The 26,275-nt window shown below is 39.3% G+C and carries 25 protein-coding genes; 3 read left to right on the top strand and 22 right to left on the bottom strand.

Features of this window, described 5'->3' with window-relative positions:
* The 19 genes from J7K93_01255 to J7K93_01165 form a co-directional block, all read right to left on the bottom strand.
* The coding region (locus tag J7K93_01255) for a hypothetical protein (GenBank protein MCD6115617.1) at positions 1-259 on the bottom strand (259 nt) is incomplete at its 3' end.
* A gap of 142 nt (positions 260-401) precedes the next feature.
* Complete coding sequence (trxA, locus tag J7K93_01250) at positions 402-725, bottom strand: thioredoxin (GenBank protein MCD6115616.1); 324 nt, start codon at positions 723-725, stop codon at positions 402-404.
* 218 nt (positions 726-943) lie between these two features.
* Complete coding sequence (locus J7K93_01245; protein ID MCD6115615.1) at positions 944-1,444, bottom strand: pentapeptide repeat-containing protein; 501 nt, start codon at positions 1,442-1,444, stop codon at positions 944-946.
* A gap of 19 nt (positions 1,445-1,463) precedes the next feature.
* The gene (locus J7K93_01240) at positions 1,464-4,430 is read right to left on the bottom strand and encodes a UvrD-helicase domain-containing protein (GenBank protein ID MCD6115614.1); all 2,967 of its coding nucleotides are present in this window, start codon (positions 4,428-4,430) and stop codon (positions 1,464-1,466) included.
* 32 nt (positions 4,431-4,462) lie between these two features.
* Positions 4,463-5,998 carry a sodium-dependent transporter gene (locus J7K93_01235; protein ID MCD6115613.1) on the bottom strand — a complete coding sequence of 512 codons (1,536 nt, stop codon included), beginning with the start codon at positions 5,996-5,998 and terminating at the stop codon, positions 4,463-4,465.
* Positions 5,999-6,352: 354 nt separating this feature from the next.
* Positions 6,353-8,032 (bottom strand): carbon starvation protein A, encoded by a 1,680-nt coding sequence (locus tag J7K93_01230; protein MCD6115612.1) that lies wholly within the window; start codon positions 8,030-8,032, stop codon positions 6,353-6,355.
* Positions 8,033-8,052: 20 nt separating this feature from the next.
* Complete coding sequence (locus J7K93_01225; GenBank protein MCD6115611.1) at positions 8,053-8,658, bottom strand: LemA family protein; 606 nt, start codon at positions 8,656-8,658, stop codon at positions 8,053-8,055.
* A 34-nt stretch (positions 8,659-8,692) separates the two neighbouring features.
* Complete coding sequence (locus J7K93_01220) at positions 8,693-9,415, bottom strand: hypothetical protein (GenBank protein ID MCD6115610.1); 723 nt, start codon at positions 9,413-9,415, stop codon at positions 8,693-8,695.
* Between the two features lie 90 nt (positions 9,416-9,505).
* Positions 9,506-10,249, bottom strand: coding sequence for a TPM domain-containing protein (locus tag J7K93_01215; GenBank protein MCD6115609.1), 744 nt, complete (start codon positions 10,247-10,249; stop codon positions 9,506-9,508).
* The gene (locus J7K93_01210) at positions 10,236-10,697 is read right to left on the bottom strand and encodes a hypothetical protein (protein MCD6115608.1); all 462 of its coding nucleotides are present in this window, start codon (positions 10,695-10,697) and stop codon (positions 10,236-10,238) included. Before J7K93_01210 ends, J7K93_01215 begins: the two co-directional genes overlap by 14 nt.
* Before the next feature lie 22 nt (positions 10,698-10,719).
* Entirely contained in the window at positions 10,720-11,181 is a 462-nt protein-coding gene (locus J7K93_01205) for a GxxExxY protein (GenBank protein MCD6115607.1), read from the bottom strand.
* Positions 11,182-11,202: 21 nt separating this feature from the next.
* Positions 11,203-11,970 carry a type III pantothenate kinase gene (locus J7K93_01200; protein MCD6115606.1) on the bottom strand — a complete coding sequence of 256 codons (768 nt, stop codon included), beginning with the start codon at positions 11,968-11,970 and terminating at the stop codon, positions 11,203-11,205.
* Between the two features lie 41 nt (positions 11,971-12,011).
* Complete coding sequence (locus tag J7K93_01195; GenBank protein ID MCD6115605.1) at positions 12,012-12,368, bottom strand: STAS domain-containing protein; 357 nt, start codon at positions 12,366-12,368, stop codon at positions 12,012-12,014.
* A 15-nt stretch (positions 12,369-12,383) separates the two neighbouring features.
* Complete coding sequence (gene radC, locus J7K93_01190) at positions 12,384-13,082, bottom strand: DNA repair protein RadC (GenBank protein ID MCD6115604.1); 699 nt, start codon at positions 13,080-13,082, stop codon at positions 12,384-12,386.
* A 54-nt stretch (positions 13,083-13,136) separates the two neighbouring features.
* Positions 13,137-13,913: a glycosyltransferase family 2 protein gene (locus J7K93_01185; protein MCD6115603.1), complete on the bottom strand. Its 777-nt coding sequence runs from the start codon at positions 13,911-13,913 to the stop codon at positions 13,137-13,139.
* Positions 13,891-15,021: a glycosyltransferase family 9 protein gene (locus J7K93_01180; GenBank protein ID MCD6115602.1), complete on the bottom strand. Its 1,131-nt coding sequence runs from the start codon at positions 15,019-15,021 to the stop codon at positions 13,891-13,893. The genes J7K93_01185 and J7K93_01180 overlap by 23 nt, the downstream gene beginning before the upstream one ends.
* Before the next feature lie 56 nt (positions 15,022-15,077).
* The gene (waaF, locus tag J7K93_01175; GenBank protein MCD6115601.1) at positions 15,078-16,106 is read right to left on the bottom strand and encodes a lipopolysaccharide heptosyltransferase II; all 1,029 of its coding nucleotides are present in this window, start codon (positions 16,104-16,106) and stop codon (positions 15,078-15,080) included.
* A gap of 34 nt (positions 16,107-16,140) precedes the next feature.
* Positions 16,141-16,977, bottom strand: coding sequence for a PHP domain-containing protein (locus J7K93_01170; GenBank protein MCD6115600.1), 837 nt, complete (start codon positions 16,975-16,977; stop codon positions 16,141-16,143).
* A complete protein-coding gene (locus J7K93_01165) occupies positions 16,967-18,106 on the bottom strand; it encodes a glycosyltransferase family 4 protein (GenBank protein MCD6115599.1) in 1,140 nt (379 codons plus the stop codon). Before J7K93_01165 ends, J7K93_01170 begins: the two co-directional genes overlap by 11 nt.
* 60 nt (positions 18,107-18,166) lie before the next feature.
* Here J7K93_01165 and J7K93_01160 point away from each other — a divergent pair, with 60 nt between their 5' ends.
* Complete coding sequence (locus tag J7K93_01160) at positions 18,167-18,496, top strand: hypothetical protein (protein ID MCD6115598.1); 330 nt, start codon at positions 18,167-18,169, stop codon at positions 18,494-18,496.
* Here the strand turns inward: J7K93_01160 and hypE are convergent.
* The 3 genes from hypE to J7K93_01145 are packed head-to-tail and all read right to left on the bottom strand — an operon-like array spanning position 18,479 to position 20,820.
* Positions 18,479-19,516, bottom strand: a complete 1,038-nt coding sequence (hypE, locus tag J7K93_01155) for a hydrogenase expression/formation protein HypE (protein MCD6115597.1) — start codon at positions 19,514-19,516, stop codon at positions 18,479-18,481. The genes J7K93_01160 and hypE overlap by 18 nt on opposite strands.
* Positions 19,517-20,605: a hydrogenase formation protein HypD gene (gene hypD / locus J7K93_01150; GenBank protein MCD6115596.1), complete on the bottom strand. Its 1,089-nt coding sequence runs from the start codon at positions 20,603-20,605 to the stop codon at positions 19,517-19,519. It lies immediately after the preceding gene.
* Positions 20,602-20,820, bottom strand: a complete 219-nt coding sequence (locus tag J7K93_01145) for a HypC/HybG/HupF family hydrogenase formation chaperone (protein MCD6115595.1) — start codon at positions 20,818-20,820, stop codon at positions 20,602-20,604. Before J7K93_01145 ends, hypD begins: the two co-directional genes overlap by 4 nt.
* A 788-nt stretch (positions 20,821-21,608) precedes the next feature.
* Between J7K93_01145 and J7K93_01140 the strand changes: the two genes are divergently transcribed.
* Both J7K93_01140 and J7K93_01135 read left to right on the top strand, forming a co-directional pair.
* The gene (locus J7K93_01140) at positions 21,609-24,077 is read left to right on the top strand and encodes a HEAT repeat domain-containing protein (protein MCD6115594.1); all 2,469 of its coding nucleotides are present in this window, start codon (positions 21,609-21,611) and stop codon (positions 24,075-24,077) included.
* A 694-nt stretch (positions 24,078-24,771) separates the two neighbouring features.
* A partial coding sequence (locus J7K93_01135; protein ID MCD6115593.1) for a ferredoxin occupies positions 24,772-26,275 on the top strand: 1,504 nt, incomplete at its 3' end.

Below are 26,275 nucleotides of genomic sequence, written 5' to 3'. Positions count from 1 at the left end.
GGCTGAACCCGTAAATAACATTATCAGAATAATGATAGCCGGAACATCCGTCCCATCCTGTCAGCCTTGTATCAGGGCCTAACTGTACACTTCCGAACGGAACTGCTGCACCGGGATAAGTATGCCCGTGGCCTCCTGTACCGATAAACGGATCAACATACGCAATCAGTTTATCTTCTTTTTTATTATTACCGCATCCGGAACTAATGGCCAGAGAAACCAACACACTTAGAACAGCAATCTTTATTATGAAACGCATGGCTATCTCCTTAAAATTCTAATTTACCAATTATTCTTACATACAAGTTCAGTGTCACAAAAAATCAGGAATAGGGATAAAAAGGTATAGGGTATGCTCCTCAGCATTGCCTATATATTACATATCCTTATTGCTTATATTTCTATCCGCTAACCGCCTTTTCAACCTCGGCTTTCAGTGTTTCATAAGGATAAGCACCAGTCAGCCTCATTGCGATACCGCCGTTCTTAAAAAGCATTATAGTAGGTATGCCTGTAATCTGATACTTTGCAGCTACGTGGGGCTTTTCGTCTACATTAACTTTCACAGTTATTAATTTACCTTTTAATTCCGATGCAATTTTATGAATTGCAGGGCTGACCATCTTGCACGGCCCGCACCACTCCGCCCAGAAATCAACAAGCACAGGTTTATCCGCTGTTCTGATAAGTTCGTCAAATGACTTCGGCAGATTTTTTTTATCCATTGTACTCTCCAAAGTAAAATAAACTAAAAGACAAGTTCAATCTTTCTGCAGTTTACCGTATCCTGTTTAAAAAGATTTCCCTTCCGCTTAAGCGGAAAACCGGCAACCCATTCAGGACAACTTTATACTTTACAACTTTATACTTTATATTTTTTAACTTTTCAACTTTACACTTTATAACTTTATACTTTATACTTTATACTTTATAACTTTATACTTTATAACTTATAAGCATGATAATCAAAATCAAGCTGGCCCAATTTTCTCCGCTGAGCAAGCTGCTGCTCAGTAATTTCTGCTCCTTTAAACAGAGTATCAAGAAGCCATGCACCTTCCATTCTTGCCCCTTTTAAATCAGCTTCTGAAAAATCTGCATAGATAAGCTCTGTATTCTGCAGATTCGCATCAGCAAGTAAGGCGCCTCTTAAATTTGCACGCGGCAGCATCGCCCATGAAAGGTCAGCACCTGTCAAATCAGCATCATGAAGATCAACTCCCATTCGTAATCTCCTGCCTTCCATAATGTGCCAGGGGCCTCTCAGATTCTGGAAGGAGAAATCGATTCCCCTTAAATCCAGCCGTTTTCCCGAGGGAGGCATTGATGTATCTGCAGGGACATCTTTTAAAATATCCTCAATAGGAGCTGCCTCATTTAAAGCAAATACTATTCTGTTAATTAAATCATAATCCCATCTTGATTTAATTTTTTCAGTAATCATTTTATAACCTTTATCCCATTTATTTTTTCGGACGATAACTCGGGCACACTGACTGATATGCACAAAAGCTGCATTCCTGATATCCCGGTGTTGCAGAGTAATCTCTTTTTCTGATTCCACCTGCAGCTTTAAGAATATTCTGTTCAACTTTTGAAATCATTTTATCCTTTACAGCTGTTGTGCCTGTAAGGCCTGATTCAATAAATCTAAGCTCAATAAAATCAGGCATTTTACCGAATCTGGCATTATAAGCCATAGCATAAATCACAAGCTGAGCACTCTTCTTTGCTCTCTTTACTGCTTTTTCCTGTACAAAAACTTCGGAAGTTTTAAAATCCGCAATAACTGTTTTTCCATCTCTTTCCTCAATAAAATCCCAGCGCCCGGATATCCTGTTTTTACCAAGCATAAAACTAAAAGGCTCTTCAACCATCAGAGGGCTGCTATTACCTTCTTTTGATTCCTCTTCTTTAAAAAAGCGCCTTATTGCTTCTTTTCCCGCTTCAAATCTGCGTTCTTCATGTTCCCTTGAAAGAAAACCGATATTCCTCCATGCCTTTTCAAATGCAGTAAAAAGCTCTCCCAAAGTTATCGGTTTGCCTATTATCCTGTGTCTGTAATAAAGCTCTACGGCAGAGTGCACAGCTTTGCCGTATACAATACTGTGATGGAAGAAAGGCAGCCTTAATACATGTACATACTTATACTTAAGAGGGCACGTAAGATAGTCGTCAACTTGATAGTAGGAGATATTAAGAACAGCATCATCGGGTATTGGTTTCATTTCGCCGGATGTCCCGGCTGTAAAATCTCCGAACCTCTCAATCTGTTCAACAGCATTGCTCTTAAAAGCAACTTCTCCTATATCAGGCCGGTCAAGTGCCTCGCGAACAAATCTGCTTACTTTATTTTTTCTTTTACCGCCGTAATTTTCCGCACTTGTAAAATACAGAATATCCCTTGCCCTTGTCATTCCTACATAAAAAAGCCTTCTTTCCTCCTGCAGATGCACATCCCCTTCAAGAACAATCTCTCTTACAAGTTCCACTGGAAGTTCAAGGCTTGCTCCCATATTTCTCGATGGAAATTTGCTGTCAGAAAGTCCGACCATAAAAACCACAGGCCACTCAAGCCCCTTTGCCTTGTGTATTGTGGAAATATAAACAGCGTCTTCATCGGAATCTGCTTCAGCAACAGGAGGATCGTCCCCTGCCTCAATTAACTGGCTAAGATGGCGGATAAAGTAGATTATCCTGTCCTCCCGTGCAATTTGTGCAAATGCCCAGATAACATCAAAAAATCTTGCTATATTCTGAATCTTAAGGTTGTTTTCGTGTGTCTCAATTTGTGTAAGTTTCTTAAGATAGTTGGACCTGGTAATAAACTGATACAGGACATATCCTGTAATATTGTCTCGTGAGAGCTCCTGATAAAATTTAATATCCTGAACAATTTTTGTTATGGAAGAAATTGTTCCTGAAGATAATTCTTCAGCGGATTTGCCCGTAACAACTTCTTCAAAAACTGAATACAGTCTCCTGTTTTCCCTGTGAGCGATACTTGTGCATTTAAACACATCCCTCATTGATGTAATTTCATACACTTCTGATACTGCAAGATTATAAAGATGCGCCGAATCATCAGGATCGCAGATAACATGCAGAAAAGAGATTAAAATACGCACTTCAGGACGTTCGTAAAGCCCCCTGTTTCCTGAAAATGACCATGGTATATGCTTCATGTTCAGGCTTCGAATAAAATTATCTGCAAGTTTGTTTGTTCTTACAAGTATTGCAATATCTTTATATGAATATTTGCTGCTTTCAACTAACCGGGAAATAATTGATGAGACCTTATCAGCCTCTGTTATACTTGTATCGCAATGAATCTGCTCAACAGGTTGTCCTTCAGCAGAGTCTGCAATCAACTGTTTATTTATCCTGTTGCGTACCTCCAGCCTGTCGGGATTATTATTCTGAATCAATTTATATGCCGAATCCAGAATCGGCTGGGTAGAACGGAAATTACGCGTTAGGACAATCTGGTGTGAATCGGGAAAATCTTTTGTAAATCCCAGAATATTGGATATTGCAGCGCCGCGGAATTTATAGATGGACTGGTCATCATCCCCTACAACAGTAATATTCGCAACCTCTCCCCCAATAATTTTCACAAGCTGATACTGGGCAAAATTAGTATCCTGGAACTCATCCACAAGAATATATTTAAACTTGTTCTTTATTCGTGAAAGTACTGACGGATTATCTCTTAACAGCTTGAGTGCAAGAAAAACCTGATCGCCGAAATCCGCTTTCCCCTCTTTTGCAAGAAGGTCCTGATATTTTTTGTAAGTATTGGCTATCTCAAGCTGTTTCCCCGCATAATCTAAAAGTTCCGGATCATTTTGAATCTCTGCTTTTTTTATCAGCTCTTCGGAAAAAGAGATATATGACTCCGGAGAGATGTCTTCATCTTTTGCACGTGATATTACTTTTAAAATATTGCCGATAAATTTTGCAGGATTACCAAGAGGCCTGAGGATATTCAAAGGAAACTCAAAAATATGCTCCTGAAAAAAAATTATCTTTTCCGGGTCGGACAGGACCTGATAATCAGGATTAATACCCATCTCAAGGCCGTACTGCCTTAAAATCATATCACCGAAAGAATGGAATGTAGAGATATGCACATTTGCAAGGCCGTACGGCAAAAGCAGATCAACACGCTCCTCCATCTCAATAGCAGCCTTTTCTGTGAATGTAAGAGCAAGTATCTCTTCAGGAAGGGCAATCTTGTTGTTTATAAGGTAAGCAATCCTCCTTGTAATAACCATAGTTTTGCCTGTTCCGGCTCCCGCAACAATAAGAAGAGGCCCTTTGCCGTACTCCACTGCCTCTTTCTGCTCATCTGTCAGACCTGACATAAAACTATTTGATGAAAATAAATCTGTCTGATACAGTTTGTCAGAATCTTTTATATCATCCATTAAACCACCTGAATAGTTTATGGTTTTATCAATCATTTATTTATATTTATAAAACCGCCGTCTATAAATAAATCCTCTCGCACCATGTGAGAAGATGTCCATTTTCTAAATGTTATAAATATAAAAAGAACTATTGCCCACTGCACTAAAACCGTTGCAATGCTGAAAGGGTTAATAGGATTCCACCACTCTTTGGGGGCATAAACAGTTGCGCAAAGAGAAAGCCACCATAAAAGAAGGGCACTTGCCATAACAGGGACAACATAAGCAATAACTTTTTCCCACCAGACTCCTATACTGAGATCATTCTTATCTGACAAAATAATATCAGTACGGATTTTCCTTATCCCGCTTCTTACAAGAGTAAATGACATAAATCCGCCTGATAGAATAAGTCCGAGCCCCCAGACAAAATCCTGGTTGCTTAAAATTTTAAGATTCAGGGCAGACGGGATACCCAAAAGATAACTAACACCTACGACAAGAGCAATAGCAGCAGGCCTTTTAAATCCGGCATCAACAAAAATTCTTGTGGGGAGTTCAAGCATTGCAATCAGGGAAGAGAATCCGGCAAATGTAAGCGCCAGGAAAAAAAGAACTGCAATAGGGTGGCCCAGGAACATTCTTGCAAAAAGCTGAGGCATCCAGATAAAGGTCAAGCCTGTTGAAGCAGGCCCGCTTGTTTTCATAATTTCCAGAATTTCCGGCTGGCTCATCAGCATTTCACTTTTAAGTACAGCAAACACAGTCCCGAAAATCATTATACCGGATAAAATTGAGATTGTATTATTTCCGATTCCTGTGAAGAATGCATTTTTTACCAAACCATGCTCTTTTTTCATATAAGCAGCATATGTTAAAAACAGTCCCCACCCTGCACCTGTGTCCCAGGCATTTTGTGTGAGAGCTTCTATCCAGATGCGGGGCCTGGTAAGCTGGCTCCATTGAGGCGTAAAAAGATACCTGACTCCGTCCCATGCTCCGGGCAGAGTAAGGGCTCTTATTACCGAGATAAAAATAATGACGAGAAGTGTTGGTATCAGAATTTTATTTACACGTTCAATGGAACTGACACCTTTCCATATGGCAAAAGCTCCGATGAGCATTGCAGCAGCATGGAAAAGAAGGGGCCAGCCTCCTGATTGATAGTTGTTCCAGATCGCCATTGATGACTCATTTGTTAAAGGCAGAGGGTTGGTCAGCATACGTATCAGATAGTAGATACACCAGCCCACAATTACAGAATAGAAAAAAGTAATTGCTGTTGAAACAAAAGCTATAAAAGTGCCCATCCATGAAAAAGCCTTTCCTGCAGCCTTTGTTATAGTAGATATAACTCCGCTTCTGTAGTTTCTGCCAAGAGCATACTCCCCTATTATCAGGGGAATGCTCCACATAAAAAGAAAAATAACCCATGCTATTAAAAAAGCTCCCGCCCCTTCCCGGCCGCCGCACTGAGCTACAATTCTCGGGAAACGCCAGATATTCCCTGTACCTACAGCTATGCCGAGTACACTTAGAAGGAACGCAAGCCGTGAAGAGAACCGCTGGTTAACGCTGTTATCCATTTTCTGTGCCATATAACATCCCTTTGTTATTAAAAGATTGATGAAAATAATTTAATTCAAGGGTACAGATATATCTGTTACTCAGGGAATGCCCGGGAAAAAATGTATCTGCGGAAAACCGAAAAAATTCGTTATTTTTAAAGAGACTGCCTTAAAACTGTATTAAAAAAAATCAATATCACTGCAAGAATTCCGCACAGCCGGAAGATGTGCAATCTCAAAAACTGAAAATAAATTAATAAGATTGCTTCTTCCGGCAAAACAGAAATCGAAATGACAGAATTACGGCTTACGACATAGCTCCCTTACAATGATACAATCGGATTTCCCTGACAACTCCCTTTAACAACCGGATTAACTCCTCTTTAGAGATTTTGCAGCCTGAACAACAAGAATGATTGCAACAATAAACAGGAGCACAGCAATAAAAAGAAGAAATGCCGTACCCATAATTCCCATCTGAGCAGGATGTTCGCCCATGGAGAAAAATCTGAAAATTATTTTTACTTTACTAACTATCAATACTACAAGTGCTGAAAGAGTTACTGCAAACATAAACAGCATTGGTATAACAAGAAAAGTATTCTTCTCTTTTAATTTCGCCAGCCACACACTTCCTGCAAGCAGGGCAAGTGCAGCAAGAAGCTGGTTTGCAGATCCGAAAATTGGCCAAATAGCCTGATACTGCCCTGTTAATGCAAGCAAACCTCCCGGTATCACAGTAAAAAACGTAGCAACAAATCTATTAGTCAGTACAGAACGGGCTTTTGAATCATGATCGGATTTGAAAAATTCCTGAAAGATAAACCTTCCGAGACGCGTCGCAGTATCAAGAGAAGTAAGTGCAAACGCTGAAATAGCCATTGCAGCAAATGTAATAGCCGCTTTTTGAGGAATGCCAAGAGCAGACATAAAACCCCCAACACTCGTTGCAAAAAGGCCTATTGGGTTTGCTTTTCCTCCAACAGGAAAGAATTCTTTGTATTGAGCGGGAAGAAGTGTCACTGCTGCAATCAGAGCGATTACAGCAAGCAGCCCTTCAACAAGCATTGCTCCGTAACCGATTTTACGGGCATCGGGCTCCTTATCAAGCTGCTTTGCAGTAGTACCTGATGCTACAAGTGAGTGAAATCCCGATATTGCGCCGCATGCAACAGTAACAAAAAGTATGGGAAACATTGACCCCATACCAGGTCTTACAAAACCAGTAAACGCAGGCATATGGACAGCCGGATTTTTAACAAGAATTCCTGCAAAAGCTGCAATTAAAATCATGTAGAGCATAAAAGAGTTAAGATAATCTCTCGGCTGCAGAAGAATCCACACCGGTGTTACAGAAGCTACGAATATGTATGCAAGTATAATCCACGTCCACCCCTGTTGAGCAGTTTGGCCATTTGACGATAATGTAGCGGGAAAAGCAAGGCCCATCCAGATACAGAAAATGAGAAGGGCCACTCCGATTAATGTTGCAATTCCAAGATGTACATTTGCTCTGTAAACTCCGAATCCGAAAGCAATAGCAAGAACAAGAAAAAGCCCGGACGAAGTTGCAACTTCCGGAGTTGCAATAAATGTTTTTGCAACCAGAATCACAAATGCAGCAATTACAAGTATTAGTGTAGACCATGCAAAAATCAGGAATAGCTGTTTCCCGGTATGCCCTATGTACTCCTCAATTACTTTACCTATTGATTTGCTTTTATGACGCACTGATGCAACAAGAGAAGTAAAATCATGAACAGCTCCGAGAAATACAGAACCTATAAGAATCCACAGAAGCACAGGCACCCATCCGAATACTGCTGCTGTTACAGGCCCTATAATAGGCGCTGCCCCTGCTATCGATGCAAAATGGTGTCCGAAAAGTACAGGCCATCTCGCAGGAACATAATCAATATTATCCTGCATTGTGTGAGCCGGAGTCTCTCTCAGTTTATCGAGCTTAAACTTTCTTGCCAGGTATCCGCCATAAAAAATATAGCCTGCAGTAAACACTACTACTGCAAAAATAATAATTATAGACGAAGACATGTCACACTCCTCTTCAGAATTTAGAACTTAACTTTGGGAGCCTGCTGAGCTGCCTGCTCAGCTTCAAAATACGCCTTTTTCTCAAATCCGAACATACCGGCAAATATCACCTGCGGGAATCTTCTGATATTTCTGTTATAAGCCTGTACTGCCACAGTAAAACGCTTACGCTCAACTGCAATTCTGTTTTCTGTGCCTGCAAGCTCATCCTGCAGCCTTATAAAATTTTCATTTGCTTTAAGGTCAGGATATTTTTCAACAACAACCATTAACCTCTGCAGAGCGCTGCTTAAACCTGCCTGAGCCTGCTGAAACTGAGCAAGTTTTGCCGGAGTCAGGTCCTTTGCATTGATGTTTGTTACTCCGCCGAGCTTTGCACGAGCTTGTGTAACTGCAACAAGAGTCTGATTTTCGTGCTTGGCATAACCTTTTACTGTTTCCACAAGATTGGGAATCAGATCAGCTCTTCTCTGATACACGTTCTGTACCTGAGACCATGACTGGTTAACACCCTCATCAAGTGACACAAAATTGTTATACATGTTTTTAATACTGACTGCAATCATTAAAAAAATTAAAACAACAACTCCTAAAACAATTAGTCCTATCTTTCCGCCTTTTGACATAGTAACCTCCTGTGTTTTATTTCTTAACGTATACTTACATTTTGTCAACGATTTCGCTAATCTGTGCTATCTCAGCAATATAATCAACTACGAGAAGATCAAGCTCACTGCCTGATAATTTTAATGAGCCCTCTCTAATCTGGCTTAAAGCAATAAATATTTCAGTATCAAGATCAAAACTGTCACAGGCTTTCTCAAGAATTTCATCTCTTGATGAAGGCACATCTTCTCCCTTCATGAACAGGAGCGCTTTGAATATTGAAGTAAAAGAAACAATGGACTCTCTTATCAATCTCTCAAGAGCCCTTTTAGCTCCCTTTGTACTTATATATCCCTGCCTGAGCTGCAGTAGTTTTCCTTTTAGCTCTCTCTCACACTGCAGGCGCATTTTATCTTTCTCAAAATCCAGATTTTTCAGGATATCCGATCCCATGATTAATCTGTATCCTGATTTCATATTAAAAAATTCAATCGGGAAAGTATCAAGAGATTCATTTACATATTCTTCAGTGAGAAACAGAGGAAGGCTTATCCTCTTTGATGCCCACTTTTTCAGATACTTCCTGACACCGCCTATTTTGCCAATACCACTTTCCGAAAGAATCACAAGAAAATTAATATCAGAAAATTTAGAGTTGAACTTACCTGATGCAGCACTGCCTGTTAAAATAACTGACACAAGGTCATCCCCGAAGAATAATTTCAAATCTCTTGAAAATAACTCTATTGCATTTTCAAGTTTACTGTTTTTTTTCATTGCTTCCTCCGATATGATAAAAAAGTCCTGATTTTGCTGTTTCGATTCCACAGAATTTGCTTTGATTTTGATAAAGTATACAAATATATATTAAAATCCTCTGCTTGCACCGCCGCCGCCGCTCATTCCCCCTCCAAAGCCTCCAAAACCACCGCCAAAGCCTCCGAAACCGCCGCTGCTGCTTCTTCCCCCGCCGCCGCCAAGCATTGCACCCAAGAAAAGCCACGGTATAATTCTTCCTCTTGTCAGGATTATAAGCAGAATGATGACAATTAAGGAAAAAAGCCCGCTACCTCTTTTCCCTGTATTTCTGCCTGAAGGAATTCTTTCAGGCCTTCCGGTAAAAATTGCTCCGTACTCTCTGCCTACATATCCGGCAATTGCAAGAGACGTATTAAAAAGCCCTTTTCCGTAATCCCCTTTATTAAAAAAAGGAACTCCGTAAGTATCCAGTATCTTTCCGCTTGTACCGTCTGTAATCGCTCCTTCAAGGTCATATCCTACTTCAATTCTTACCTTTCTGTCAGATACAGCAAGAAGGACAAGTATGCCGTTATCCTTACTTTTTTGCCCTATTCCCCATTTTTGAAAAAGTGCGGAAGTATATGTGTCAATAGATTCCCCTTCAAGGCTTCTGACAGTTACAACAGCAAGTTCGGCACCTGTTTTCTGTTTAATTTCACGGGCAAGGGCCTCAATTTTCGTTCTGTAATCAGCAGAAACCACATTGGCAAAATCATTTACAAATCCTCGCGGTTCTTGATTTCCCGCCACAGTCTTCACTACAGAGGAAAAGAACAACATGCTTAATAGTAAATATTTATACTTTCTCATATTTTTCATCCAATATTTTTTTAAAATCACCTGATTTAACATATCGCTTAAATGATTCAATGTCCGGAAAAATTCTGTCTGAAAGAATTCTTATAATCCAGTTAGTATCCATAGGGCTGATCGTTATGATAATCCTGCCGCTATGATGGGCTTCCCACATCTCAATTCCCGTACCAAGGCTTGCTTCCGGAAGAAAGACAATAAGAGCATGTGACTCTCTGACCTTGTCAAGATGCATAAGGAAAACTTCTTCCGCCTTTTTATCATCATAAGAGATGGAATTCCTATGATTCTCAAAAGGGCAGAAAACATCACTTCCAATAAACTCATCTTTTAAAAAAGTTTTGATATTATCACGATATGACTGATCGTAAATTTTTGTTCCTTGCTTAGAACCCTGAATTATTCCTGCGATAAAAAAACTGTATATTTTATTAGAATTTGACATAACCGCTTCCATTAAGTATTAATCAGATTATCGGGTTACTCTCACGTGTCCGCCCATGCTCCCTGTAATTGGGAGATCTGTATATTTTTCTATTCTCATTAATTCTGCTGCTTGGAAGTACTCGTTTGTACTGAATTTTCGTACCCCCGAAATTAGCTAAAATTCCCATTGTACAGTTAGTTAATGAAAGGCACCTCAATACCTGCTGAACTTCAACATCACTGAGAATATCTTCAACTTTAACAGAAATTACAAGAGCTTCGTCAATAATAAAATCAGCATTTAATTTACCCACAAGGACACCTTTGAACACTACATCAACACTTCTATCTTTTTCAACAGATAGTTCCCGTTCGGTAAATTCTATTTCCAGGGCTTTTTTATAAAAATCTGCAGGATGCCCGGGCCCCAGAGTTTTGTGTACTTCCATCAGAGCACCTACAACCTTGTACACTTTTTCATTAATATTTTTTTGAAAAGTCATTACTATGCCTCCTTAAGGACATTACGTATTTAAGCGATAAATAATTTTCATTCCTTCTAGAATCAAAAAAGGTTCAACTTTATTAATCATTTCCGATTTATCTACAATCTCCATTGCCATTCCCCCAGTCGCAATAATGTGTGCATTTTTCCAGCCCATATCCTTTAATATTTTTTCTATCATTCCGTCTACAAAGCTTACACTGCCCCACATAATTCCGGACTGCATGGCAGTCTCAGTTGTAGTGCCTACAACCGAATCGGGGAATACCATATCAACCCTTGGAAGTTTTGCTGCAAGACGGTGCAGTTCCTGAGAAATCCCCTTCATGCCAAGCCCTATTACTCCGCCTATATATTCTCCCTTATCAGAAATAACATCAAATGTAGTAGCCGTACCGAAATCTATTATGATTACAGGACCCCCGTATTTATTAAAACCCGCAACCGCATTGCAGATTCTGTCCGCTCCTATGGAACGGGGAGTTTTATATTTAAATTTCAACCCGGTATTTACCGAAGAAGATACCTCAAGAGGATTAGTCGAAAGATAATTTGCTATCATTTCTTTGTAAACCTGCGTCAGAGAGGGTACCACTGAAGAAACAACAACAGAATCTATAAGCTCGGGTTTAATCCCTTTTTCATGAAACAGCATTTTTAAAAATATCCAGCTTTCATCTGCAGTTCTGTTTATACGGCTGGAAAGTCTTCCATGGGTGGCAAGCTTGTCATTATCGTATACTCCGAAAACAGTTTCAGTATTACCCACATCAAGCACAAGAAGCATTGTAAATCTCCGTTTTTAACAAAAGCGTACTAAAAAATTATTTACTCCGAATCAAGGTCGTCTTCGATTTCTTTTATAGCATCATCTTCAGATGCATACACCTCTATAACATCGGAAAGATGGGCTATTTTAACAAGAGTTTCTATTCTCGGGTTCAGACAGCAGAAAATAACCTCTTTATCAAGATGCTCTGCCTGTCTTATACCAAATAGAAATGAACCAAGCCCTGTACTGTCCATATGCTGCACCTTTGACATGTTGACCACAATGAATTCCTCTTCACTGGAAAGAATTTTTAAAAATGCAGTCTTCATTTCAGGAGCCTCATTTGAAGTCAATTGCTCCTCATCAACACGTACAAATTTTATAATTCCCCTTGTCTCCTCCTGATACCGCATAATTTTTACTCCTGTTTAAATTAGGCCCTGTTTTGCAAAGCTGTAAAACCCTTTACCTGCAATAATTATGTGATCCGTCAGAGGTATCCCCATAATTTTACCTGCCTTAACAAGCTGTTCAGTAACTTTATAATCATTATTTGAAGGATTTTCATTACCCGAAGGGTGGTTGTGTATGGCAATTATACTTGCAGCCCCATAATCTACAGCCACTTTAAAAACTTCCCTCGGATGTACAAGACTTGCGTTTAAAATTCCCTCCGTTATTATACTCTCCCTAATCACTGAATTACCGCTGTCTAACAGGACAACTCGAAAAACCTCTTTTTTCAAATCTCTTGTCAAGGGCCTGTAATATGCAACCACATCTTCTACACATGTTATTTTTTTACCTTTTGAATACGATCCTGCTTCAACACGCCTGCCAATTTCAAATGCAGCCATAATTTTAGCAACCGCAGCAGGGCCTACACCCTTCACCTTAAGCAGTTCTCCTGCGGTACATGCCGCCATTTTTGAGAGCCCTGTGTACAGGGTTATAATCCGCCGTGCAAGGTCAATTGCTGAAACTCCCCTAGTACCGGATCCAATCAGCAATGCAACTAATTCAGCATCACTTAAAACGCTGGAACCGTACTTAATCATCTTTTCTCTCGGGCGGTCTGCCTCAGGCCAATCCTTAATTGTACTCTTAAAAGCGCCATTCCGGTCCATTAGCCCCCCTTGATATTAAATTACCGGTGCCGCCCAAACGATGCTCGTGCTTTCCTATTTACAATTACTGTTTATTTCCCATAATTTAGCGTATTTTACAAAAACATAAAAAGATGAGAAAAATACCAATATTAATCCCTGAATTCCGTCAAGAAAACCTTCTTTTAAAAAATACATTTTAAAAAATATATGCATGCTTCTTACTATCATAGTAAACAATGAGGCTTTTTGCCCTCTATTTGCCAGTTCTTCGGCAGCAAGAGATGTATACCTGTTAAACTTATTAAAATAGTGTTCTATAGATGTATCAGTATAATGATCTATATTATTTTTTAAAACAGCAATTGAACCGTTAACAATCAGCTGTTCATGAACAAGCTCATTCCCAAAATGGCATCTTTCTTTTTTAAAAAGCCGCACAACATATCCGGGATACCACCCGCTGTGTTTTATCCATCTTCCAAGGAAATATGCCCTTCGCGGTATTTTAAAAGCAGCATTTATCTGCGAATCATCTTTGATAGTTTTTTTTATCTCAAGGGCTAATTCCGGAGTAATACGTTCATCTGCATCTAACCATAAAATCCACTTACCATGCGCCCTGTCAAGCCCGTACTGCTTGGTTTCAGCGTATCCCTTCCATTCAGTAACGAATAGATTTACATTATAGTTCCCGGCAATCTCCAAAGTGTTATCTGTGCTTCCGGAATCAACAACTACAATTTCATCTGCAAAGGAGAGGCTTTTAAGACACGGCCCTATATTTTCAGCCTCATTCCTGCAAATCACAAGAGCTGTAAGTTCAACTCTATTTCGAAAAAAATCGTTCATAATACTTTAAAATAGATTTATAAATCTTGTCAATATTTAGTTCTTTAATACACCTGGGGTTATCACAGGTTTTTCTCCAGCAGGGCGAACAATCAAGATGTGACTGAATTTTTTCTCCCCGCTGATAAAGTTCGATCTCTTCGCTGCATGAAATTCCGAACCATGCAACAACATACTTTTTCAGCCCGATTCCTATATGCATTCCAAGAGTATCTCCGCTTACGATTACATCGCAGCTGTTTTCATACAGAATACCCCTTCTTAATCCTTCTGTTGTCGGAGTCTCAACAACCGGAAAAGTGCTCAGGCTTTTTATTTCTCTGTTCCTGTCCGTATCTTCCCTTCCGCCGAGCAGCAGGATTTTAATATTAGCCATATTTTGATTGATATTGTCTATTAATTGAACATGCTGCTCTATTGTCATTTTTTTTAAAGGAAAAGCATTCGAACAACCCGTATTAAAACCTATTACAAGTTCATTGCTAATTCCCAGGCTTTCTCTGTACGTGTTTGTAAATTCTTTTTCTTTGTCTGTAAGTTCAAGTATATACTCATCAAGCTGATAATCAACCTTCCATGTTTCCGCAAGAATATCAAGGCCTGTACGTCTGTTTTTTCGGAATTTCAATTCATCATCAAGGCCCATTCTGAAATTGTACAGAGCTTCCCTGTTAAGAGGTATAACCGCACCGTATTTATTCAACCCGAATCCGCGTTTTACTTTACTGTTCAGGGATACTGTAAACGCAGACGAGTCTCTGTTTTTATCCCCGTTTAAAACAATGTCAAACTCCATCTCGTTTAAGATCATCCTGTTTTCGCTGTTCCATTCCCAGAGGCAGAAGATAAACGGATTGTTCTCCAGTACAGGCATAGCATTTTTACGTGTAATCCAGTGAATTATGCTCTCAGGATAGGTGCGTTTAATTGCCGGTAAAAGTGCGGTAGTCATTAAAACATCACCTATAAAATCAAGATTAACAATCAAAATCCTGGTACCATACGGTTCCCTGTCATCACACGGACATTTTTTATCAGGCTCACACGGTTTATAGCCGTTAAATTTCCTACAATCTATATTCTGATATTTTTCCAATTCGTTTTTCATTAACTCTCTCTTGCTTCACTTAGTCAGTACATTCAGATTAAAAACAGGCCGCAATATCAGATTTTATTCATCATGTCTTTTAATTCATTAAAAACCATTTCCACTGATAAATCTTTCATACAAGTTCTTTTTGAACATTCCGTAAGATTACACCCGAGGCATTCAAGGCCTTTTAAATATACAGCCCTGTTTTGCGGCCCAAACGGTCCCTGAAGTTTCCAGTTAGTCGGGCCGTAAATACCCAGCGTCGGAGTACCCATTGCAGCAGCAATATGCATTGGGCCCGAATCTGTTGCAACAACCGCATCAAAACGCGACATTAAAGCAGCAAGCTCTTTTAAGTTTGTCGCAGGTGCAAGATACAGCTTTGACAAAGCCGATTTCTGTATCCTTTCTGCACGATCTTTTTCGCCAGGCCCCCAAACAAGCACAACCTCCATTCCAAGTTCATTTACAATCCTGTCAGACAGTTCGATAAATTTTTCAGCAGCCCACTCTTTTGCCTGCCAGCTTGCCCATGAATGGATTCCTGCTATTTTTTTATCTGAAAGGCCGGAATCTGCTATCCATTCATCAATTTTTCTATACTCTTTTTCAGATACTGTAATTTGCGGTTCCTTTGATTCAACCGGAATTCCCATTGCCCTTAATGCATCAAGATTAAACTCAACCTCATGCACTCTGTCTCCGCGCGGCTCAACTTTAAGATTATATGCCAGAGACCTGCCTCTGAATTTAAATCCCACCCTTTGTTTAGCACCTGAAACCATAGTTAAAAAAGCACTGCGCGGATTACCGAAAAGGTCAATCACAGCATCGTAATTATTTCTTCTTAATTTCCTGATAAACTTAAGGCTTTCAAACCATGCGGAAATTGTGTTTATCTTTTCCCATTTTTTCCTCGGCAGGATAATTACATTATCCACAAAAGGATTCCCCTGTAAAACCGGGGCCGCAGGTTCTTCAACCAGTACATCAACAACAGTATCAGGCATAGTTTTTTTTATATTCGGAAAAACAGATGTAACTAGAACAACATCACCAATAGCTCGCAGTTTTATCACAAGCACTCTACTTAACTTCAAATTTTATAGAATTCTCCTCTTAACATATGATAAATTAAATAGCCTCTTTTCTGATTCTTAATGTTTCATAAAACTCTTCAAGAATAGCATAAGGAACTGTATATCGCCCTATAGTAATTTCACTGTTCCTTCCATGGCAGTCTGATCCGCCGCAAACAAGAAGATCCATTCTTCTTGCAAGTTTCTGCAGATGAGCTGTCCTGTTTGCACTGTGCCTCGGATGCACTATCTCAATACCGTCAAGTCCGGCTTTGGCAAACTCGGTAATTATACTGTCAGAAATGGAAGGCCCGGGATGTGCAAGAAAAGACAATCCGTTTGCTTTTGAAATAAGTTTTATTGCATCAAAAGGAGTTATTTTATATTTTTCTACGTAACTATCAGAACCATATCCGATATATTTGTAAAAAGCTTCCTGAAAATTTTCAACATATCCATTTTCTAAAAGTACGTCTGCAATATGAGGCCGCCCTATATTTTTACCTTTTGCCTTGTTTATCACATCATCAATGGATATTTTCACACCAATTTTAGAGAGATTGCTTACTATTTTTTCTGCACGAATAAAACGTTCATGCTGAAATTTTTCCAGATATTCCTTCATCTCTTCATTATCTCTGTCAAAACAATACCCGAGGATGTGTATATCCATGCCTTTGTACTGACTGCTCAGTTCTGTTCCGGCTACTATTATCAAATCCTGCTTTTCGCCCTCTTTTTCAGCCTCACCAAGTCCGTTAACCGTATCATGGTCAACTATGCCCACAGCCTTTAATCCGGCTTTTTTTGCTGCTGTTACAACCTCTTCGGGTGAAAGCACACCATCTGAATAATATGTATGAACGTGCAGGTCTATCCAGTCATCTATCATTTTTTGTCCGATCCTGAATTATCTTTTCGTATATATTTTCAATATTCGAAATCATCATGTCTGAGGAAAAATAATTCTCAACCCTGTTTCTTGCATTATTTTTAAACTTACCTATTTTTTTCGATTCTTGCAACAAAGAAAGTACAGTATCAGTCAATTTTTTATAATCACGTGGAGGAACCAGAATACCTGTTTCTCCGTTTATTACAATCTCGGGAATGCCGTCACTGTCTGAAGCTACTACCGGCAGGCCTGAAGCCATAGCTTCAATTATCACAAGCCCAAATGCTTCTGCATAAGCAGGATAGACAAAAAGATCCATTGCTCTGTAAAACTGCGCAGTATCATGTTGAAATCCTGTGAAAATCACTCTGTCATCAATACCGAGAGATGTGCATAATTTCTTTATATCTTCAGCTTCCTTCTCTTCCCCTATTGTCGCTCCGCCAACTGCAAGAAACATTACATCCTGATTTTGCCTGATTACATCACGTGCCATAAGGAGGAACTCTCTGTATCCCTTCCACCAGGACAACCGCCCTGCAATTCCTATTACAAAATTTTTCCGGTGTATTCCATATTTCTTCCTGAGATCATAACTTGTCCCTGGCTTAAACTTTTCCGTGTCTATGCCGTTGGGGATTAATACTACTTTATCACTTACGAGAGGATGGGTGTCCAGGATGTTTTTTTCAATTACTTTTGAGATTGCAATAACCGCATCAACTCTGTTATAAATCTTTTTATGCAGAAAATCCCTCTTTGGTTTCTGAGTTCCTATGTGCTTTGTAAGAATCAAACCGGCCCTGCTTTTGGCAAAATAAAGTGCGGGCACAACAGACCACAAGTCTTTTGAATAGTGGGCATGAATAATATCAAAAGAGCCCGTTCTGAAAATTTTATACAGCTCTGTTAAAGCGTGTATATTCAAATACCCTTTAATATCTACGGGGATTATATGCAAATTTAATTTTAATGCTTCATTTGCAGCAGGGGAATCCGGCTTTCCTATAAACCATACATCATGCCCTTTCTGCGCAAGCATTGCCGCCTGTTTTACTGCAAGCATCTCCATGCCTCCCCAGGATGCCGAACAGCAGACTACTCCGATTTTTCTTTTAACTTCCAAAATTTACCTTGATTTGTTGCAAGAATTTCCCTTTCTTAAATGCAAACAGAAAGGGTTATCATGAGAAAAGGATTAATTACACTCTTTTTATCTTTTCTTCTGCTTTTAATTTCATGTGCCAAAAAATCCGAAAATTCTTTAACCTCCGGCCAGATAAAATTTCTGAATGTATACACTGATCTGGCCCGGCTAAGAGAAAAATACAGCTTCACAGATTCTGCATTTATCGATTCATCAAAAATAATATTCAAGAGATATGATTTTTCTCAGGAACAATTTACAAAAACTCTATCTGAATTCAGGGAAAACCCGAAGCAATGGGAAACTTTTTTTAACGAGGCATTACAACAGATACCGAAAACAAAAAAGATTTCAGCAAATCCTCGGTAACATCTCCCCTGTTAACAGATCCAGAACACGGCTGCTTCCTATAGTTGTGTTCATTACAACCATACCATCCGACTCATCACCTACAGTTCCGATAATTCTGCTGTTTTCCCCGTTCTTATCTCTCTTCATAACAGAAATTAATTCATCGGCATCTTCAGGAGCAGTAAAAATAACTGCAACACCTTCATTGGCTACATAAACAGGATCAAACCCTAAAATTTCGCATGCACCCCGTACCTGCTCTGTTACCGGAATCTCTTTTTCTTCAACAATCAGAGTTTTATGTGCTGCTTCTGCTATTTCATTCAGTACAGTTGCAAGACCACCTCTTGTTGCATCCCTCATAACCCGTATTGCAGCACCTGATTCAATAATTTTTTCGATTAAGTGATTTAACGGCGCAACATCAGATTTTACCCTATTTGTAAATCCATAATTTTTTCTTGCAGTAATAACAGCCATACCGTGACACCCGATATCTCGGTTGACAATAATTTTGTCGCCCCGCTGAATATTTGCAGGGATAAAGGTTTTATTGTGGTTGAATATACCGATTCCCGAAGTATTAATAAAAATACCGTCTCCTTTGCCCTTTTCCACTACCTTTGTATCACCTGTAACGATTTTTACTCCTGCCTCATCAGCAGCTTTTTTAACTGAACTGACAATTTTTTTCAAATCTGAGAACGAAAGCCCCTCTTCAATAATCATTCCGATGCTCAGAAATTTCGGTACTGCTCCTGAAACAGCAAGATCATTGACAGTACCGCAGACTGCAAGATATCCTATATCACCACCCGGGAAAAATATGGGATCAACAGTAAATGAGTCTGTCGTAAATGCAGCACGTTCTGAAACACCCCGGAGAAGAGCGCTGTCATTTAAAGGCTCAAGATAACTATTCTTAAAACCAGGTACAAATATATCATCAATAAGCTGCTGAGTAAGAGTTCCGCCTCCGCCGTGAGCAAGAGTTATAAAAGATTCTTCGCTGCTGTTCAAAATTAATTCCTCTGTTATTTATCTATGCCTCAGATATTTATAAAAAGCAGCGCATGTCCCTTCTGTAGAAACCATGCACGCTCCGAGAGGTTCTGCCGGAGTACACTTGTTTCCGAAAAACGGGCACTCCGGAGGTATTACCTTGCCCTGAAGAACTTCTCCGCACCTGCATCCCTTAACCTCTTTTACAGGAGGAAGTTCTGGCCGGAATTTAAGTTCTGCATCAAAATCCATGTATGAGCTGTTTATTTTAAGCCCGCTGCCCGGAATGATTCCTATTCCCCTCCACTCGGAGTCGCACTCTTCAAAGACTTTATTCATAATTGCCTGTGCAGCTTCATTTCCCTTTGGAGTAACAGCCCTTTTATACTCAATTTCCACTTTAGGATTATTTTCAGATACCTGTTTTGCAAGCATTGCAATACTCTTAAGTATATCAAGAGGTTCAAACCCCGCTACTACACATGCAATCCCGTACTTATCAGCAAGGAAGTTATAACTTTCAGACCCTATTATAGTGCTTACATGCCCGGGGCAGATATATCCGCTGAGGCTTATATCTCCCCTGCTTAATGCCTCCATGGGAGGAGGCATCACCTTATGTGCTGCAAGTACAAAATAGTTTGTTATATTTTCATTTTCTGCCATGACAATTGATGCTGCTATTGTCGGAGCAGTTGTTTCAAACCCCACACCTATAAAAATAACATTTTTATCAGGATTGGTACGTGCAACGTTAAGAGCATCTATTGTTGAAGTTACAACCTGAATATTATTCTTTTTTGACCGTTCTTTTAAGAGGCTTGAATAGGAACCCGGGACTCTCATCATATCACCGAATGTCGTAATAATAGTATCAGGCAGTCCGGCCAGTGCTATTGCATAGTCAATAGTCTTATTGGGAGTTACACAGACCGGGCACCCGGGGCCTGAAATCAGTTTTACATTGGGAGGCAGCATCTCGCGTATACCGCTGCGTGCTATTGCCATTGTGTGGGTACCGCAGACCTCCATAAAAGTCATTTGAATGTCCCGCGAAATTGTTTTTATATTTTTGGCAAGTGCCTCTGCCGGGCCCTGCCTGCGGAACTCATCCACATACTTCACGCCAGCCTCTCCATTTGTCTGAACAGTTCAAGCGTCTCCATGGCCTCTTTCTCGTCAATCTTCTGTATGGCAAAGCCTGCATGGACAAGCACAAAATCTCCGATCTTTGAATCAGGAAGTAAGTGAAGCCCAATCTCTCTTTTTGCTCCGCCTATTGTAACAATTCCTTTATCACCATCAACCTCTTCCAATTGCATGGGAACCGCAAGACACATAAATATTCCTTCTATTTGAATACCTGATTTATTTATGATTTATCAATGAAACAGATATAGTAATAAAAAACTGTTTCAGACAATCCTGTAAAAGTAATAAAAAATCAGGTATATTACAAGATTTTATTCAATCCCGGGAGAGAATTATTTATATTCGTTTCTATTTTGAAATGAGTTGGTAATGTACAGGAATATTAAATTTAGGCTAATAAAATACAATACAATGATTTTACAAAAATGGTTGGCAGGGAATGCCGGCATCTGCTAATCTCCGTTAAAAAAATGTTAAAAAGCGAACGCCCGGAATCAAATTCTGTTTGAGTCCCGATTTTACTATATTTACAATCAGATAAAGAAATCAGGACGGGTTTATTTGATTCAGAGAGCTTTTTGACATTTTTAGGATATTTGCAGCAGCCGGCGTTTTTTGGGCACTTTTTTTTGAAAAAAGTGTCGTACCGAAAATAATAAAAGTTAGACTATCTTTAAACTGAATCTGGCCATTTTATTATCATAATCTCTTTCTTACATGCAAGATTTGGTTATAATTACCTATATATTTCAACACAGATGTTATGTTAAAAAGTATATGAAAAATGGCAATCTCCTTTTAAATTGTTGAGCACCAATCACAAGAAAAAGGGCCCACATATTTTCATACAATTGAAAAGTAAATTAATGCAACAATTCCGATAAATAATCGTAGACATTTAAGATATATATTTGTAAAATATATACCTCGGAAATTATTCCGCCTAAATAAAAAAATTTACAAAGGAGGTTTTAAGATGAACCGGCGTTTCAAGTTGTTTTCTATGCTGTATTCAGCTATATTCTTACTTGCTGTCTTCTCTGCATCACTGCTTTTTGCAGACATCCACGAGATAAAAGGTACTATTCACCACGCACCGGAAAGAGACTTCTCAGTTATCAACTACACTCTGCATATTTCCTTTAATCCGGAGCAGAAAACTCTTTACGGTAAAGAATTCATAAGCTTGTCTCCCATTAAAGCAAAACTTGATTCCGTTGTTCTTGATGCTGCAGAAATGAAAATTGAATCTGTAAAGCTTCCAACAGGGAAAGGCCTGAAATTCCGCAAAACTTCTGATAAATTAATCATATTCCTCAACAGAAGCTATCTATCTTCCGATACTGTAAAAATATCAATTATTTACAATGTCACTGATGCAAAAAAAGGCCTCTATTTTGTGCTTCCGGACAAAAATTCTAAAAATCCACATTTTGAAATATACACTCAGGGGGAGGAAGAGGAAAACCACTACTGGTTTCCATGTTGGGATTTCCCCAATGACAGAGCAACAAGCGAAATGTTCATAACAACAAAGAAACCCAATATTGCAATCTCAAACGGTAAACTGATAAATGTCATTGAAAATAAACAGGATTCCACAAGAACATTCCACTGGAAGATTGATATTCCGCACGTAACATACCTGACCTCTTTTGTTGCAGGCAATTACAAAAAGTTTGAAGACTACTACAAGAAGATTCCGGTTCAGTACTATGTCCATCCTGATCAGGAAAAATATGTCAAGGCCACTTTCAGCAAGACCCCTGACATGATAAAATTCTTCTCAGATAAAATCGGCATTGAATATCCCTATTCAAAATATGCCCAGACTGTTGTTGATAAATTCATGTACGGCGGAATGGAGAATATTTCCGCAACGACACTCACTTCAGGCTCTCTGACAGACAAACAGAACAATATCGACCGTACAGCAGAATCTCTTATTTCACACGAACTTGCCCATCAATGGTGGGGAGATCTTTTAACATGCCATGACTGGCCGAGCGTATGGTTAAACGAAGGTTTTGCAACATACTTTGAAGCTCTTTGGAAAGAGCACACTCTTGGCAGAGATGCATTTGATTATGAAATGTCCAGTTATAAAAACATTTATATGATGGAAGACTCCACAACGTACAGGCGTTCTCTTGCAGGGCTTAAATTCCAAAACCACGGACAGATGTTAGACCGCCATTCATACCAGAAAGGGGCATGGGTCCTTCACATGCTGCGCTATGTACTCGGTGACGAGCTGTTCTGGAAAGGAATCCATCTATATGGGGTTGTAAACGCCGGAAAAGTAGTTGGATCGGATGACCTGGAAAAAGCTTTTGAAGAAGCAACCAATAAAAATTTACACTGGTTTTTTAACGAATGGGTTTATTATGCAGGCTACCCAAAATATGTTGTTAATCAATCATGGATTGACTCTTTAAAAACCATTTCCCTCCGCATTCAGCAGAAGCAGATAAAAGAACCTCTGACTACAACTTTCCGTATGCCTGTAAAGATTGAAGTATTTACAGGCTCTCAGAAAAAACCGGAAAAGATATGCATTGCTGCTGCAGACACAACAATCCTGATAAAATGCAAAGCAAAACCGGAACTTGTACTTTTTGATCCGGGAAATAACATCTTAAAAACCATTAAATTCAATAAAAGCAAAGCTGAGTATCTGTTCCAACTGGCACATGCTGACAGAGGAATAGATAGGATTGAAGCCTTAAACAAGTTACAGAAAAAATATAAAGACGATCCTGATGTACAAAAAGCCGCTGCATTAAGTATGATTAATGACAGCTTTAGTACAGTGAGAAACAATACAGCACGATTCTTGGGGGAAGTGCGTCCCAAATGGGCAATAGAAGAATTAAAAAAAGCAGCTCACGACCATGACAGTAAAGTAAGAGCCTCAGCTGTTTCTGCTCTTGCCAAATACAAGGATGCTTCCCTTGTTCCGTTTATTCAGCAAATTTTTGCTGCTGATTCCAGTTTATACGTGATAGGTTCATCAATCAGGGCAATTGCTCAGCTGGATACCGCAAAAGCTCTGCCTGTTATTAAAAAAGCTCTTGCAATGAACTCATTCAACGACAAAATCAGAAGTGCTGCAATCAGAGCATTTTCAAAACTTGAATGTCCTGGAATGGTTGGCGAAATTCTCAAATACGGGACTTCCGAAAATCCCGGCAGGCTGCGTACGGCTGTAATTAGTGCAGTGTCAAAATATGGCAAAACACATCCGGAAGTTGTTGACTATCTGATTTCAAATCTTAGCGACTCTTCAAGATGGATTAAGCTGCGGACAATTTCCACCCTGAGAAAAATTAACAAACCGGAAGTAATTGAAGCATTCAAAAAAGCCACTGAAAAAGAGACGGATAAAAGGATAAAAAAGAGCATGCAAAGAGCAATAAAACATCTTCAACGTAAAAAGTTATAAACATGTAAATAATTGGATTAATGCAAGCCGGAGGCTTCTTCGGCCTGTATTAAATACAAGGATAAAAGATAAAACGGACAAATATTTTTCTTATCTCATTGAGCGGCGGGATTCTTGCCCTGTTTGCAGGGTTTCTCCTGATACTTATTCCATGCCTGCTGCCAACACGGAAGATTGATACAAATCCTGTTTTTACCCGGGAAGATTCTGCATAAAATAAAATATAGACTAAATCAAATTCGGGAAAAACTAAAACATGAAATATAAACAACAGTTGAGATTTCCGGCAGCCGGCCTTTTTTTGCTTTGTTAGTCCCTGCTACTCAAAAAATATATGATAGTCGGATCGGGATTTTTGAAAATGGATTCCCGCTTCCGCGGTAATGACATCTGTTAGTTACTGAATTTTCTGTATTTCCCGCATCCCGATAAATCGGGAGAAAACCAGGATGGGCGGGGATAAAATATATTTTTTTCTTTGCGTTCGTTGCGTACATTGCGAGAAAAAAAGGAGAGGGGATGCTGGGCCTGTTCACTATTCCCTTTTAACTTTAAAACTTTATAGCCTTTATAACTTTACAACTTTATCGTCAGCGACATATCTTAATTGCTATTTTTAAAAAAAAATCATATCTTGGCTACAGAAATTTCAGTAAAAGCAAAGGCTTGAAAATTAAACTTACGGTGGAATGTCATGGAAAATATTACATTTAAAATATCAAACGAATGCATAGGCTGTAAAGCATGTGTAAATGTTGCACAAGACAATTGGGGGATGTCAGGGAGTAAGGCATTTGTTAAAAAACAGCCGGAAAATGAAGAAGAGATTAAACTATGCAAGCAGGCAATGAAGGTCTGCCCTGTAAACGCCATCTCTTCCGAGCAGGGCGACAGTAATATTACGCCTGTTTTGTCAAAATCCAATATCAAAGCGACTCTGGACAAACATCCGCAGCTAAAACAGATACTTTTTGATCTGTCGCCAAAATTCAGAAAACTTCAGAATCCTGCAATGTACAATACTCTCGCAAGATTTGCGACATTCGAAGATGCAGCCAGGCTATCCGGAATGTCTATATGTGAAATTCTGCATACTTTGAACAAGGCAATAGGTACCGATAAAAAACTTGCTGCATCAATGCCAGAGTGTATATCCAAAAACCAGACCGAAGATATTCTGACAGGTGAAGAAATTACATGGGAAGAAAGCAGCGAGAGATACATCTATAACAATGACACTGCCCCCGAATTAATCCAAAAAATATCTCACATCCTGCCTGAACAGAACATTGTAATAATCTCAGTTGACAAGCCTGATCTTGTGCTTAAAACTGCCGAGGGGTTGAATTTCAAATACAGCATCGAACAAAACAAAGAGTACCGAGTATCAATATTTAACCCTCAAAAGGAGCAGAAACTTGACTGGAAAGACAGAAAGGAAGAATTCGATGTACTTGACGTAAGATCAATGATGACTGATCCCTTTGACATAATCATAAAAAAGGCTTACGGCATTGAAGAAGACGGCGGATTTGTACTTGTTCAGCAATTCGAACCATTCCCGCTAATCAATATGCTGAACGAGATGGGATTTGAAAGTATAACGGAAAAGAAAACTCCCAATGAAGTAAGGGTTTACTTCCACAAGAAACAGATTCAAAAAAATAAATCCTCCGAGGACAAGGACAAACCGTCTGTTGTAATTCAATCTGCAACACCTGTTGCATATCCTGTAATCATGCGTCTGCTTCAGTCTGAAAAAATTCGTAGCAGCATTACAATAAAAGAGCTGAAAGTCTGGGAAGAAACGGAAAAGCACCTCGGCTGGATAGTAAACGGCAAAGCTGATATAAGTTTTTCAGCACTTATTACATCTGTTAAACTAAAGGATGTTGACGTTAAACTGCCTGCCATGTTTGTATGGGATAATTTTTACATTCTCACAAGAGACCATAATGCAAAAAATTTAAAGGATCTGAGTGGAAAAAAAATATACACGCCTCTTTTTGAGGAGGCTCCTCCCGCAAAAATTACCAATTACATAATCAGGGCAAAAGGGCTTAATCCCGATGATTTCAAACTTGTTTTCGGAGAGCCTTTCGGACGGCCTGAAATAATTTACAGAGATTTTATTACAGGTAAAGCGGAAACTGTTATTCTGCGCGAACCTGAAGCAAGTTACGCAATAAAAGCTATGG

The organism is bacterium, assembly GCA_021158245.1.
GTDB lineage: Bacteria > Zhuqueibacterota > QNDG01 > QNDG01 > QNDG01 > QNDG01.
This window is presented reverse-complemented; position numbering and strand designations above follow the sequence as displayed.

Coding starts and splice junctions, on each gene's coding strand:
- J7K93_01230 (MCD6115612.1), bottom strand. CDS start 8,032: ATGTCTTCGTCTATAATTATTATTTTTGCAGTAGTAGTGTTTACTGCA.
- J7K93_01145 (MCD6115595.1), bottom strand. CDS start 20,820: ATGTGTCTTGCGGTTCCCATGCAATTGGAAGAGGTTGATGGTGATAAA.
- J7K93_01185 (MCD6115603.1), bottom strand. CDS start 13,913: ATGAACGATTTTTTTCGAAATAGAGTTGAACTTACAGCTCTTGTGATT.
- J7K93_01235 (MCD6115613.1), bottom strand. CDS start 5,998: ATGGATAACAGCGTTAACCAGCGGTTCTCTTCACGGCTTGCGTTCCTT.
- J7K93_01170 (MCD6115600.1), bottom strand. CDS start 16,977: ATGATAGATGACTGGATAGACCTGCACGTTCATACATATTATTCAGAT.
- J7K93_01195 (MCD6115605.1), bottom strand. CDS start 12,368: ATGCGGTATCAGGAGGAGACAAGGGGAATTATAAAATTTGTACGTGTT.
- J7K93_01215 (MCD6115609.1), bottom strand. CDS start 10,249: ATGAGAAAGTATAAATATTTACTATTAAGCATGTTGTTCTTTTCCTCT.
- J7K93_01245 (MCD6115615.1), bottom strand. CDS start 1,444: ATGATTACTGAAAAAATTAAATCAAGATGGGATTATGATTTAATTAAC.
- J7K93_01240 (MCD6115614.1), bottom strand. CDS start 4,430: ATGGATGATATAAAAGATTCTGACAAACTGTATCAGACAGATTTATTT.
- radC (MCD6115604.1), bottom strand. CDS start 13,082: ATGGACCGGAATGGCGCTTTTAAGAGTACAATTAAGGATTGGCCTGAG.
- J7K93_01225 (MCD6115611.1), bottom strand. CDS start 8,658: ATGTCAAAAGGCGGAAAGATAGGACTAATTGTTTTAGGAGTTGTTGTT.
- trxA (MCD6115616.1), bottom strand. CDS start 725: ATGGATAAAAAAAATCTGCCGAAGTCATTTGACGAACTTATCAGAACA.
- J7K93_01200 (MCD6115606.1), bottom strand. CDS start 11,970: ATGCTTCTTGTGCTTGATGTGGGTAATACTGAAACTGTTTTCGGAGTA.
- J7K93_01220 (MCD6115610.1), bottom strand. CDS start 9,415: ATGAAAAAAAACAGTAAACTTGAAAATGCAATAGAGTTATTTTCAAGA.
- J7K93_01205 (MCD6115607.1), bottom strand. CDS start 11,181: ATGACTTTTCAAAAAAATATTAATGAAAAAGTGTACAAGGTTGTAGGT.
- J7K93_01180 (MCD6115602.1), bottom strand. CDS start 15,021: ATGAAAAACGAATTGGAAAAATATCAGAATATAGATTGTAGGAAATTT.
- J7K93_01210 (MCD6115608.1), bottom strand. CDS start 10,697: ATGTCAAATTCTAATAAAATATACAGTTTTTTTATCGCAGGAATAATT.
- J7K93_01160 (MCD6115598.1), top strand. CDS start 18,167: ATGAGAAAAGGATTAATTACACTCTTTTTATCTTTTCTTCTGCTTTTA.
- J7K93_01140 (MCD6115594.1), top strand. CDS start 21,609: ATGAACCGGCGTTTCAAGTTGTTTTCTATGCTGTATTCAGCTATATTC.